This is a genomic window from Saccharibacillus sacchari DSM 19268 (genome assembly GCF_000585395.1).
Lineage (GTDB): Bacteria > Bacillota > Bacilli > Paenibacillales > Paenibacillaceae > Saccharibacillus > Saccharibacillus sacchari.
Window position 1 is genome coordinate 4,515,105 of record NZ_KK073875.1, and the last position, 11,602, is coordinate 4,526,706.

16 protein-coding genes are annotated in these 11,602 nt (G+C 46.7%); 1 reads left to right on the forward strand and 15 read right to left on the reverse strand.

Going from position 1 to position 11,602, the window contains the following annotated elements; translation table 11 throughout:
• Positions 1-27: 27 nt before the first annotated feature.
• The 4 genes from SACSAC_RS19570 to SACSAC_RS19580 form a co-directional block, all read right to left on the reverse strand.
• Entirely contained in the window at positions 28-1,143 is a 1,116-nt protein-coding gene (locus SACSAC_RS19570) for a hypothetical protein (RefSeq protein ID WP_037289477.1), read from the reverse strand.
• A gap of 111 nt (positions 1,144-1,254) precedes the next feature.
• Complete coding sequence (locus tag SACSAC_RS19575; protein ID WP_037289481.1) at positions 1,255-2,439, reverse strand: hypothetical protein; 1,185 nt, start codon at positions 2,437-2,439, stop codon at positions 1,255-1,257.
• 452 nt (positions 2,440-2,891) lie between these two features.
• On the reverse strand, positions 2,892-3,065 hold the full coding sequence (locus SACSAC_RS28080; protein WP_156951046.1) for a hypothetical protein: 174 nt from the start codon (positions 3,063-3,065) through the stop codon (positions 2,892-2,894).
• A 2-nt stretch (positions 3,066-3,067) separates the two neighbouring features.
• On the reverse strand, positions 3,068-4,438 hold the full coding sequence (locus SACSAC_RS19580; protein ID WP_037289483.1) for a hypothetical protein: 1,371 nt from the start codon (positions 4,436-4,438) through the stop codon (positions 3,068-3,070).
• 461 nt (positions 4,439-4,899) lie between these two features.
• On the opposite strand from SACSAC_RS19580, the gene SACSAC_RS19585 reads away from it, so the two are divergent.
• The gene (locus tag SACSAC_RS19585; protein WP_037289485.1) at positions 4,900-5,268 is read left to right on the forward strand and encodes a hypothetical protein; all 369 of its coding nucleotides are present in this window, start codon (positions 4,900-4,902) and stop codon (positions 5,266-5,268) included.
• A 61-nt stretch (positions 5,269-5,329) separates the two neighbouring features.
• Here SACSAC_RS19585 and SACSAC_RS28085 read toward each other — a convergent pair whose 3' ends face one another.
• The 11 genes from SACSAC_RS28085 to SACSAC_RS19635 form a co-directional block, all read right to left on the reverse strand.
• Positions 5,330-5,506 carry a hypothetical protein gene (locus SACSAC_RS28085; RefSeq protein WP_156951047.1) on the reverse strand — a complete coding sequence of 59 codons (177 nt, stop codon included), beginning with the start codon at positions 5,504-5,506 and terminating at the stop codon, positions 5,330-5,332.
• An 80-nt stretch (positions 5,507-5,586) separates the two neighbouring features.
• On the reverse strand, positions 5,587-6,246 hold the full coding sequence (locus SACSAC_RS19590) for a hypothetical protein (RefSeq protein WP_037289487.1): 660 nt from the start codon (positions 6,244-6,246) through the stop codon (positions 5,587-5,589).
• 16 nt (positions 6,247-6,262) lie between these two features.
• The gene (locus tag SACSAC_RS19595; RefSeq protein WP_037289489.1) at positions 6,263-7,333 is read right to left on the reverse strand and encodes a Kiwa anti-phage protein KwaB-like domain-containing protein; all 1,071 of its coding nucleotides are present in this window, start codon (positions 7,331-7,333) and stop codon (positions 6,263-6,265) included.
• Positions 7,334-7,364: 31 nt separating this feature from the next.
• Complete coding sequence (locus SACSAC_RS19600; protein WP_156951048.1) at positions 7,365-7,775, reverse strand: DUF3592 domain-containing protein; 411 nt, start codon at positions 7,773-7,775, stop codon at positions 7,365-7,367.
• A gap of 698 nt (positions 7,776-8,473) precedes the next feature.
• Positions 8,474-8,908, reverse strand: coding sequence for a helix-turn-helix domain-containing protein (locus tag SACSAC_RS19605; RefSeq protein WP_037289493.1), 435 nt, complete (start codon positions 8,906-8,908; stop codon positions 8,474-8,476).
• A gap of 12 nt (positions 8,909-8,920) precedes the next feature.
• The gene (locus SACSAC_RS19610) at positions 8,921-9,454 is read right to left on the reverse strand and encodes a DUF6932 family protein (protein WP_037289494.1); all 534 of its coding nucleotides are present in this window, start codon (positions 9,452-9,454) and stop codon (positions 8,921-8,923) included.
• Between the two features lie 294 nt (positions 9,455-9,748).
• Complete coding sequence (locus SACSAC_RS19615) at positions 9,749-10,147, reverse strand: DUF3592 domain-containing protein (RefSeq protein WP_037289496.1); 399 nt, start codon at positions 10,145-10,147, stop codon at positions 9,749-9,751.
• Between the two features lie 6 nt (positions 10,148-10,153).
• Entirely contained in the window at positions 10,154-10,333 is a 180-nt protein-coding gene (locus SACSAC_RS19620) for a glycine zipper domain-containing protein (protein ID WP_037289498.1), read from the reverse strand.
• 45 nt (positions 10,334-10,378) lie between these two features.
• Positions 10,379-10,819, reverse strand: a complete 441-nt coding sequence (locus SACSAC_RS19625; RefSeq protein ID WP_037289500.1) for a hypothetical protein — start codon at positions 10,817-10,819, stop codon at positions 10,379-10,381.
• A 3-nt stretch (positions 10,820-10,822) separates the two neighbouring features.
• Entirely contained in the window at positions 10,823-11,026 is a 204-nt protein-coding gene (locus SACSAC_RS19630; protein WP_037289502.1) for a helix-turn-helix transcriptional regulator, read from the reverse strand.
• 208 nt (positions 11,027-11,234) lie between these two features.
• A complete protein-coding gene (locus SACSAC_RS19635) occupies positions 11,235-11,462 on the reverse strand; it encodes a hypothetical protein (RefSeq protein ID WP_037289504.1) in 228 nt (75 codons plus the stop codon).
• Between the last annotated feature and the right edge of the window lie 140 nt (positions 11,463-11,602).

The following is an 11,602-nucleotide window of genomic DNA, read 5'->3' on the forward strand; positions in this document are numbered from 1 at the left end:
CTTTCGAACGCCCGGGCAATCCGGCTGTTAAGCGCCCGGCTTTCTGCGCATCAGAAAGTCGGTCTGCGCATTCGCCAATTCGGAATTGGCCTGCTTCAGTTGCTCCAACGTGGTCGCCGTTTCCAACACTCGTTCCGCTTTGCGCAGCGCGCGGCGAAGATCGCCGAACGCCGACTGCGGATACTGGCCCGGCCCGATTCCTTTCGGCGCGTCCATCGTTTTCCATACGATTGCGATACCGTTCTTCAGTTTTACGTATTCTTCGCTATTTTCGATCGGGCTGTTACGTTTCAATTCGTCGACCAACTTCGCATATCTGACGTCCAGATTGCCCTGAGCCATCTTCACTTGGTTGGAATCGGAATTGCTGTTGACCAGTTGTTCCAATAAGGACGCGGCTTGCTCGAAAGCTTGAACGGAATTCGCGTGATTGCCCGCATTTCCGCTGATCGCGGCAAGTCTGGCTTGAATATCCGCACGGTATTTCGACGCGGATTGCAAATAAGGAGCCGGATCGTACACATACAGTTTTTTCGCTTGAACGACTTTCGGGAGATAGACTTCTTTGAAGGCCCGGATGTAACTGCCTTTCTCCTGCCAGCCCAAGTCTTCGGCATATTTTTGCGCATCCCATACGGCATGCAGCACAGCGCGGTCGGAAACCGACAGCTTGCTTTCGTCCTCGCCGATACTGCTATGGTAATACAATACGTATTCCGATGTCGCGAACGTTTTGGAAATTTGACCGTCAAGGATGTAGAAATCGATAAAATCGTTCAGCGCTTTTTCGTAATCTTGCCGGATGGCCGATAATTCCGCCTGTGAAGCTTCTGGATCAAGCGCCGCGACGTAAGCTTTATTTTGAAGGGCGATCAGATCGTGGTAGCGGTAAGAATCGGGATCGTAAGTATACGTTTGCGTGAGGTAGAAGGTCTGCTCTCTTTTCAAATTCAATCCAATCAGCTCAGCCCGGATTGAGTCGTTCAAGTAAGCAAGGGGGATCGTGGCCTGCGAAGAAACGATCGGTTCGTCTGCTTGCACGTCTGCTTGCACGGCTGATGGCTGAACACCAAATCCTCCTAGGCCGACAGTGACCGCAAGCGCAACGGCGGACGTACGTACGAAACGTTTGTTGATTTTCATATAAAATGTTCTCTTCCTTATTTAGTATCTTGTCAGCGCGAAAAGCCCATTCCTTCGCACTACGAAAGAACGGGCTGAATTTCCGGGGAGTGAAAGCAGAACGGAAACCAATTACGAGTTGCGGCTGCTTTTGAATTTGGAGACGGCCTCGGCCAGATCCGAACGGGCTTCTTTGACCTGCTCCGCCGTCGTGGATTTCTCCAGCGCGCGTTCGGCTTTGCCGATCGCCCGTTTTAACGTCCCGACCGATGAAGCGCCGTATTGGCCTTTTTCTTTGCCGGTCGGCGAATCCAGTAAAGGTTCAGCCGTCTTAATCTCCGCTGCCAATGTCAGACCTTCGTTCAGCGCGGCATACGTGGTCTCGACGCCTGATTGCGCGGCATCCAGCTCGTTTTTGCCGGATGTCCGGTCAAGAATCGCTTCGAGAGCGGCTGCGGACGTATCATAAGCTTCGCGCAAGTCCTCTACCAGATCCTCGTCAACGTTTTCCGTGCGTGCTTTGATGTTTGCTTCGTACTGTTTCAACACGGACGTATAATCGGACGCGCGGAACGCCGTAATATCGTTCGCTTCCGATTCGCGCAGCAGGAACTGCTTATACGCGGACAGCGCGCCGTCTTTCGTGGAGTCTGCCGACAATTTGTTCTGTGCTTCAGCTATGCCTTGCAGAATAAGAGCTCCGGCTGTGTTGCTAGCAGTTTTGCTTTTGGTGTCCGCCAGCAGTTTTTTTACCGTATTCGCATTGCTGATCGCTTCGCCGTTGTAACGGTCCAGCGCTTCTTCCAGCTTGCGGGACGTAGCGTAGATCCGGTCTGTAGGCGCGCTTGGATCAGCCAATACTTCAACGGCCCGGTTGCGGGTCTCCGTCAAAGTCGCATATGCCTTTTCCGATGAATCCAACGGGAAATGCTCGACCGCACGCAGCGTCATGACTTCAAGATCGATTAACGCGGCACGAGTCGCGGTAACCGAAGATTTTTTAGGATCGACAGAGATGACGGGCAGGTACACTTCCGCATTGCCGACTTTGGTAACGGATGTCGATGTGGAAGCCGTGCGAACCGCAGCCTTGGTCGTTGAAGCACTGACTGACGCGGTTGCGGATGTTGCTGCGCTTGATGCCGAACTAGTCTTGGTGCTTGCCGCTTGATCGGCCGGAGCCGCGACTTTGGCCTCCGATTCCGGTGAACCGTCTGCAAAAATATGAGGCACCGCATACACGCCGCCCGCCAATACCGCAGTCGCCACGACCGCCGCTGACCATTTCCTTGCGTGACTTGATGTTTTCTTTTCCATGTGAACGCCTCCTATGTACAGCAGTATGGTTCTACCTCCTTTAAACCATTGAAGCGTTAACGAATCGAAAAAAAGCCCCTCTTTTGAAAAAGAGCGGGTTAAGGAAGAGAGTTAGTTTGGGTGGATTAGGGTTGGGAATTTTTCGAAGATTGGGGCTAGGCTGGTGAAGACGTTTTTTATTAATATACCTATTGGCGACTTTACTGAATACTCTGCATATTTAAGAGCTGCATGTAATTTTTTTGCTTATAGCGGTAAAAGGCCATATCGATACAAATATCTGCTTAGATAATAGCTTTTCTCCAACTTCAAACATGAATCTTCCCTTTTAAAAATTACGTAAAGTTATGACTCTCAATCTGAGCCTTACTATAATTCAATACATAACAAAAAAGCCGGCAAAATACCACCGGCGATAACTAGGTTGAAAATTATTAAACATCAAGAAAAATTTAAAAACTTCCGATACCGCCGCCACCAGGACCTTTTAATGTTATAGAAGGACTGATAACTTTCTGCGATTCACTTGTATCGTTTGATGAGACTTGAACATTCCCCAATAGAGCACTTGAAACAACCAACCCAGCCAAGCTAGTAAAGATCCATTTGGAAATCATTTTTTTCATTATTATACTTCCACCTTTCGCAACATTTCTATATAACTCTTTTTTTGTACCAATGAGGCAAATTTTCTGTTCCGTTCAAATAGAGAAATACATTTCATGAAAGTGTCTTTATCATTAATTTTAATTGCTACATTTAAAGCTTTCAATAGATAACTATGTGCATTTTGGTAAAATACTTTATTGAAAAAGTAAAGAGTTAATTCATAACATATATCTTTATAACGGTTTAATTGATGAATCTTTTTATAATGTGAAGTTTCATTTAACTGTTGCTCCATTTGTTTTTCAAACTTCTCCAGAATATGATCAATGTCTAAATCATATAAGTTAGCTGCTTGTGAAATGAATAGAAAGCTCACAAGTGTTTCAGACGGATTAGATTTCAAGAATTCAACACACTTTTTCAAATACAACTCTGTATTTTTACCTGATAGAAGTTCAATGTGTATCTTATTTTGTTTGGAAAAATCAGAAATTTTTTCTACATATTTAAATCCGCTCTCATCCAATCCTTCAAACCAACTTAAATCTTCATACAATTTATTGTATTCAAGAGCACCTGCAAAATCACCTTTACGAAATAAAATAGTTTCCATACTCAAAAAACCGTAACCGTAATAAACGATTAGTGGATTTTCTGAAGCTATACCAAACAGAACCTTTTTTTCGCATTTCCCTTGTTTGTACAAATTATAAATTTTAGTAGAAAAACTGACTAATTCTCTCGAGTAATATTCTGCTTTATCTAACTTTTCTAACATGAAATACACATCAAACAATCTCATCAACCCATCCAACCGATGATGATCCGGCAGCTTTTCGCAAAACGGTTCGAACTCGATCGCGGCCCGCAAATTCTGTTCATTATCTTCCCCCAGAGCCGCACGGAACAACCGATAATGACTGACTGCCAAACGCTCCGACTGGTGGTACTTCTCGTTCTGCACGATACACTGGTAGAACACGGCCGATTCTTTGATCTTTCCGCTCGTATACAGGGCTTCTCCGATCTCGAAAATCATTTCCAATTGCTTAAGGTCTTCCAGCAACCGGGACAGCACTTTTGCGATACAATCGATTCGGTCCAGCTCGGCAGAGCGGATTAAGAAAGGTTCTACGCGGCGGCGATTCGGCCTTCCGTCGTAGAAACACTCATCAATGTACAACTCGAACATCCAACCTTCCTCGTGTCCGAGCGCCTTTCCGATCCGTTCTAACTGGTTGAGCGAAATGGGCTTGGGAGGATTGCTGTTCAATATTGCGCTGAAAATGCCACGGTTGATTCCCGACCATTCGCCGAACTCTGAAAAATTCATTCCCATTCCTGCGATCCCTCTTTCAATTTCGGAACGCAGCGTCATCGTCATTTCCATCTCCACACCTCTTTCGCTTCAAAGCCGTTTCCTGTATATACCAGTTGACTATTATATTTTTCTCAAAATGCAAGATAAACACTAAATCCTTCCCTTACAATTAATTTACAATATACAGAATAAATAAACATCGGTCAATTTCTTTTTGCACCCATTTTTGAACAATACTTGAATGATTTAAATCAAGCAGAAACAAGGATTTTAAAATGGAAATTTACTTTCCAGAATGACCGGACAGTCATGTATTTAAATTCATAATTTTGATAATTGTATTCGGCTAGTAATAATGAAAAATAAGACTTTTGGTATTTTTGTGAGGGTTCAGCAATCTTTTACTCATAACGTAACTTTTCTGGAACAAAATTCGTCGGATAGATAATGGGAGAGGAGGAGTATTTCTGCATAGATCTGTTCTTTTTCAAAATCAGAATTTTCGGATCATTCTGATCCTCGTTTTTTCAATGACGCTAACGGGATGCAAAGAAGTAAACTCTTCGCAACCTAACGGCGGAGTCTCGATCTCTTCGACTACGGCTACCCCACCTAATGACGAGCAAGACGAGGATGCGAAAATCCGCGAGATTGCCTGGGACAGCTTAAGCGCTCGCCAACAAGAATCCGTACAAGGAAATTGGAAAACGGCTGAAGTTGAACGGCTCCAAGGAAACTCGATCTGGTACGGAATTGCGATGGATGAGCAAAGTACGCAAATACCGGATCAAGTGATTCTGGTGACCTTTAATACGACCCAAGATCAGTTGCTGGGTCCGTTGGTTATTTATATCGATGCCGAGAGCGAGGAGCGTATCGGAGTAGGCGTTCGCGAGTAAAACGACGATGAAAGCCCTCATTCCGCCAAGGAATCGAGGGCTTATCCGCTATTGAACGTGTTCAGTTCTTTTTCGAATCGGCATCCTGTTCGTCATGATGAGACTCCGCTTGCGACAGTACCGATCCTGCGAGCGATTTGGTATTTTTTTCGGCCTCTTTATCGTGAAGAACTTTGGAAGCCAGCGCCGTCATCTTTTTTGAGGAATGCTTGCCGTCATGGGCATTGGAATTGGGCATCCGTATCACCTCCATAGTGTGGAAGTAACCGGAATGACGGGAGAGGAAACAGGCGGACATAAAGTGCGGTTCCGCATGCGCTATCCGATTGTTGTCCGGCTGCGGCCTATAACATAAACGTTCCCTTTCAATGCTTCGCCACGATACCTCTCCCCCAGATCCAGATCCTTGCCTCGCACCAACAGCACAACCTCGCGCCGAAGCTCTGGGTCCTCTGCTTCCTCTTCACGACTATGCGCAGAAATCGTCCCTTTGAACACCCGATAGCCGGATACGAAAAACAACGGGCAGGTCGCAATCGTCTCGGTCTTCACGAATACGGCAATAATGAACACAATCATCAGCAGCGAGATCGCAAAGTTGGTTATGGACGAATAATCGAGTGCGAGCCGTGGCAGCAGCAAGGTCATGAGGAAAAAGGTGTAGTCGCCGGCAGGCAGTTTTTCGAAGCGGCGCACGGCGTACGTCAATCCTCCGCTGCCTGAATGCACTTTTTTCCCAATATCCCGCAGCAACCAGACGATCACCAGACGATACAGCAGCAGCGAACCGCCCAATACGGCTAATAAGAACCCTACTTCCGCAATCCAAATATGCCCTCCGAGCATCTGCGACAATTGCTCTTCTCGAATCGCATGCGGCAGCAGATTGTTGCGATACAAAAAACCGCCGAGCATCAGCATCAACAGCGGTGCATAGGCGGTCGTCCAGAGGATGATCGGTTCTTTTTTACTCCACATTCCCCAAGCTCCTCCTCTATACGCCCATATCCGCTCGTTGTTCGGCATTCTCGATCAAGTCGGTCAGACCGAATTCTTTCGTTAAAAAGGACTGGACGATTTTATTTGCGAAAAAGCGCAGCAGCACCGTGGGGCGACTTCCTTCCGGATAGATCACCAACTCTTTTTCCAAATCAAGAAAATCGTACAGTTCCCATAACGGGGCATAAGCTTGACGATACTCTTGCTCGCGATCTGCGCTGGTCGGCATATTGTTTCGGATCATGCGGAGTTCGCTGCACCGGTCTTTGAAATTCTGCTCCAGCGCTTCCATTTGTTTCTCGCTCATTTGCGCTACCGTTCTTGTATGGAAAAAGGCTGTGCAGTCCTGCTTGAAACGCTCTATGTCCGCTTCCGCAATCGCAAAAAACGGCATAGCTGTAAGCGTACCGAGATTGCGTTCCCGAGCTTGGACAATATGATCGCGGTAATCGAACACATATTCAAAAGATTGAAGCCTGGAAATATACAGCTCGTTTTCGATCATCATAAATTCAATCTTCCCGCCTAATTCGATCAATTCCTCGGAAGCCTCCGTCAGTTCATTAGAGCTGCCAAACGCCCACTTTTTTCGGGATATGCTTTGTTTGGGTTTACGGTAGAAAAAGAAATACAGTTGATGACCGTCACATTCGAGTTGAACGACTTGGAACTCCGTATCGGTCGTTTCCAACAAACTGTCCGGGTGAGCCAGTGCTTGGAGCAGACGCTTTTTGCGTTCATACGGAATTCCGATCGTTTCGTCCAGGGTTAAGCGAGCCAACTGATCGAGCTTTTGGACTTCCAGATGGTATTCACCGACCACGAATCGCCGCGTTCCATCCGATTCTGTAATCTGCAAGGCACGAACCTCGCGAAGAATCTGCTGCTTCAACCATGTGCTCAGACTTTCCGATAAGGAGAGCGTTTTGGCACGGTAATACCGATCCGCTTCCTTTTGCTTGCGTACAAGGGAAAAAGCCACGTTGATTTCACGCAGCTCTTCCGGGGTTGTGAGGCGGCTGAGTTTAGTCAGCGGATGATGTGGCTCGTTGATCGCTAGAGTCATGGATTGACTAGCTCCTTTTTTTTGTAAAAGGTTAGGCAAACATCCCGCTGAGCGTTGCGCCGATCGCGACGAATACGATACCGACGCTGACCGGGATAACGGATAACAGAATGCTTGTCGTCGACTTTAATTTAAAACGCGCCGGATTGTCTCGCAGATAGTACACGTCGACGGGAATGCCGATCTTGTGGCTTCTCCATGAAGTGCCGACTTTAGAGCGTTCTTCCAACAGTCCCTCCGAGGTGCTAAAGCGTACAATCGGAAAATAGTAACGCATCGTGCGATTGGAGCTGCGCCGAACCTCTTCGGCATATTCCACAACTTCGCCTTTCGAAACTTCGGCATGCCGCATAAAGCTTCGGTGTCGCAGCCACACGAACACGCCGATCCCCGCAACGATAACCCCGATCGCGAGAAAAAGCAGTCCCATCCATTGGATCAAGGGAATCCCTCGCTTTCTTTGGCTAATAGTTTGTCCACTTCAAATCGTAAATTTATATTTCTGCCTGCTTCCTCTCCTGCTTATTACCCTTTTTCAAGCAGATTGAGTTGGGCAGAATCAGGCAAAAAGTGCGAACCTGAAGCTCCCAGCAAATCCCCGGGAGGTTCGCACCCCAAGCTGCGTAAGGGATTGAGCAATTTGAGTTGTGTTTTTGTCCAGTTTTCGGTAGGCTGAATTTGAGGTTCGCACTTTTTGACCTGGGAAGCCTTGCTGGGCTTGGGGTTGGAGCAGGTGCAGTCGCACTCCGTGTGAGTACGTGGATTGAAACACGTACCCCTTTCGCCGCAGGTCTTCAATATGGTCGTCGCACTCTGTGTGAGTGCGTGGATTGAAACAAAGAAGATATCGGTCAGCGGGGTATTGGAATGCGTCGCACTCCGTGTGAGTGCGTGGATTGAAACATCCAACGTGCTTGCCAAGCATCCGGATCTTGTCGTCGCACTCCGTATGGGTGCGTGGATTGAAACAAAGCTTCCGGCCCGTACATATAAGCCACGAAGAGTCGCACTCCATGTAGGTGCATGGATTGAAACTCACAAGTAGTCACCTCTTTCTACTCTATCGCGGACAAAATGAAAACACACACGAAAAAGAGATCTGTCCTCTATCGACAGATCTCTTTTTCTCTCACTTTTTTCTCAAGTACCTAACGGCGCAAGCTCAACCTTACTGACAACCCGCATGCCCATGGCTTGCATCACAGCCTGAATTCGCTCCGTCGTAGCTCCATAATACTCGTTACGCTCATCACGCGAGACTTGCGTTTCTGAAATATTTAGCCGGGCTGCAAGTTCTTGCTGGCTAAGACCAATGTAAATCCGATAGGCAATCAAAGTTCGACCTATTTCGCTTAAGTTCCAAATTGGAGCAAATTCCCCTCTTTTAATGCGCTCATAGTAGGCCACTTCTTCTTTCATTTGTTCATGAAAAGCAATTTGAGGTTCGATTGCTCGTTCGATCTGTTCATCATTTAACCCTAAGGCCTGAAACCGATCCTTCTCCTGTTGGATAAATGCTAAATCTTCTTTCAATTTGCTGATTGCTTTACGATAAGCTGCCTCTGTTTTAATCACATGAAACCCTCCTTATTTAACAATTTTCACAATTCCTTTTGGAAGGAAAGTATCTCTGGTTTGACGGAACGCAGACGGGAACTTCAACATATGCCCATACTGATCGGTGATCCCCGAGGCTTGATTATACTCAGGATATAACTCTACCCGATAACGATGCCACATCGGTAATTGCTTTTTGGCAGAATTCCGATCGTATAATCGACTGGAACTATCCCAAGTCCATACTTTATACGGGTCCTCTTTGTTTAGGCGAGCTTGCAGCTCCCCTGTTGCCAACATCATCAAATCGCAAATGAAGTAGCCGTCAATATCGCTTGGATGTGCTTTATTTTCGACAAAAGAACCGTCAATAAAAATATCTTCTATGCCTACTTTCCAAAGTTGCTGCACCATAATTTCCAATTGATCAACCAAATAACCTCTCCAACGCGAATCCCATGGACTACCGTCTGTGGGTCCTTGAACTAATACCGATTGTCGCAGCTGATCCATAGTCAGTAGATAATCGTTAGGCTGTAATAATCCAGACTCGTTAAAATGCATGCTTCTCCTCTTTTCTTACCCGTTCCCTTTAAAATAAAAACAAATAAGTTAAGTTGACTTATATGTTAATAAAATAAAAAGAATAGGTCAATGATTTTGGGCAAATAAAAATGCGGACAAATCCTCTCTCTAGCGAGAAAAGATTTGTCCGCATGCTTTACGGGCATTTTATTTGCTGTTCACTTCAACTTAATAGATTACAGCTTTAAAAGCAAGCAAGTTTTCTTGGCTACCGCAACACCCAACTCAGCAACAACCCCACCCCGATAAACACAATCCCAATCCCCGTCGGAATCACGAAAACAACATATCAGCTACCGACTTCAATTTAAACTTTTCCGACCGATCACGTAGATAGAAAACGTCAACCATGCTGCCTTCCTGATGGCTTTTCCACGACGTACCGACTTTAGAATGCACCTCTTGCACGCCATCCGGCGTCGAGTACCGTACAACCGGAAAATAATAATGCGCCATTCGACTGCCGCTTTTCCCGTGGCGCTGCCGATAATCCGTCCGCTGACGGTATTCGATGATCTCGCCCTGAGTCACTTCGGCACGCTGCATAAAGCTCAGATGCCGCAGCCGCACCATAATCCCGATCCCCGCCACGATGATCCCGATCCCCAGACAAAGCAGTCCCATCCACTGAATTCGAATCCTCTCCCATAGGTACGAAATTCCTTCGGTCATCTTCAATTACTCCTTTTCTTCCTGCTCATCCGGCTTCGAATTCCCAAATGCCGAACCCAGCGCAACGCCTACGCCTATTCCAATCGGCAGACCCAACGCGATATTATCCAACAGCAACCCGAACACTAGACCAAACGAAGTACCGAGCGCGATTCCGAGCCCCATTGACTGCTGTTTCGTCTTCACCGTCGTCCCCTCCTTTGCTCATTTCCTTCGTACTACGAAACAAATTCAATTGCGTCGCGCAAAGTACATCCACATCGCATAAAACAAAATCACCATAAACAGCAGCGCGCCCAACAACGAGAAGAACACCGCCGCATTCAAAAACCCCGCAATTACCGTAGCCACGCCTAGTGCCGCAAACATCACCAAGCATGTCATCGAAGCCGTTTTTTGAATAATCAGACTGAAGCGTTCGTCATTTTCTTCGATGTGCATCTTCTTGAGCGCGGCTTCGCTTCTTGAGCCTTTGATGTTTTGTACCAAGAAACCGAGAATCACCAACTCCAATCCGAAAAAGATACCCTGATGGAATCCTTTCGTGAAGCTGTTAAGAATCGGCAACTCCGAGCGGTAAAGCATAAAGCCTGTATAAATCAACGCAACGACTACCGCCAATACGGTCAATACAATAATGCGAGTTCGTACTTTTTGCTGAAATGTATCCATGATCTATTCCTCCAGTTCGCTGAAATCAAATACCTCTTCGATCGTCAGTCCGAAATAACGAGCAATCTTGTAAGCCAACACCAGAGAAGCCGTATACTTGCCGACTTCGAGCGACGTGATCGTTTGCCGGGTTACGCCGACGGCCAGTCCCAATTCTTCTTGCGACAGCTTGCGCTGCTTCCGCAATTCCGGGATTTTTGTTTTCAAATGGACTCCTCCCTCATCTTTTGCAATGTCCGCTTTGCATTTTTAGTATAGTTAACTTTGCAAAAAGTGTCAAGCCAGCTTTGCATAATGATGTTTCTCCGATAAAAAAGCAAATAAAAACGAGCTTTCGGAATTCGCTCCGCAGCTCGTTTTCAAGTCCGACTTATCTTATGTTCGATTGTTCATCCTGTACACCGTATACCCAGCGTCACAACTGGATCAGTCCGTTCACCAGCAAAATCAATCCAAAGCCCGCACACAACACGCCGCCGACCGTTTTTGCGCGACTACGGCGGCGATCGTAATATTTCGGCCAAATCACGTACACGCCGAAGGCAATCAGCAGAATTCCCATGCCCAGGCTAAAATAGTGCATGATTCCGGTTATTGCTTCGGCACCTTGCCGGACAGCTTGGTCGCGGGGCGATTCTTCCATAAATGATCTCTCCTCTAGGGTGTGTCTTCAAACCTCAATGGAAGCAGATTTTGCCGAATTTTTGTTCTCAGCAAGGAACTTTTTCGCAGTCGTGCCGGGGCACGTCAAGAGAAAGTGACGCAGCCTTTGGTGGATGGCAA

Excerpts from the sequence above, each read along its gene's own strand:
- SACSAC_RS19625 (WP_037289500.1), bottom strand. The coding sequence starts at position 10,819 with ATGGATACATTTCAGCAAAAAGTACGAACTCGCATTATTGTATTGACC.
- SACSAC_RS28085 (WP_156951047.1), bottom strand. The coding sequence starts at position 5,506 with ATGCCCAATTCCAATGCCCATGACGGCAAGCATTCCTCAAAAAAGATG.
- SACSAC_RS19585 (WP_037289485.1), top strand. The coding sequence starts at position 4,900 with ATGACGCTAACGGGATGCAAAGAAGTAAACTCTTCGCAACCTAACGGC.
- SACSAC_RS19615 (WP_037289496.1), bottom strand. The coding sequence starts at position 10,147 with ATGACCGAAGGAATTTCGTACCTATGGGAGAGGATTCGAATTCAGTGG.
- SACSAC_RS19580 (WP_037289483.1), bottom strand. The coding sequence starts at position 4,438 with ATGGAAATGACGATGACGCTGCGTTCCGAAATTGAAAGAGGGATCGCA.
- SACSAC_RS28080 (WP_156951046.1), bottom strand. The coding sequence starts at position 3,065 with ATGAAAAAAATGATTTCCAAATGGATCTTTACTAGCTTGGCTGGGTTG.
- SACSAC_RS19570 (WP_037289477.1), bottom strand. The coding sequence starts at position 1,143 with ATGAAAATCAACAAACGTTTCGTACGTACGTCCGCCGTTGCGCTTGCG.
- SACSAC_RS19590 (WP_037289487.1), bottom strand. The coding sequence starts at position 6,246 with ATGTGGAGTAAAAAAGAACCGATCATCCTCTGGACGACCGCCTATGCA.
- SACSAC_RS19610 (WP_037289494.1), bottom strand. The coding sequence starts at position 9,454 with ATGCATTTTAACGAGTCTGGATTATTACAGCCTAACGATTATCTACTG.
- SACSAC_RS19595 (WP_037289489.1), bottom strand. The coding sequence starts at position 7,333 with ATGACTCTAGCGATCAACGAGCCACATCATCCGCTGACTAAACTCAGC.
- SACSAC_RS19635 (WP_037289504.1), bottom strand. The coding sequence starts at position 11,462 with ATGGAAGAATCGCCCCGCGACCAAGCTGTCCGGCAAGGTGCCGAAGCA.
- SACSAC_RS19575 (WP_037289481.1), bottom strand. The coding sequence starts at position 2,439 with ATGGAAAAGAAAACATCAAGTCACGCAAGGAAATGGTCAGCGGCGGTC.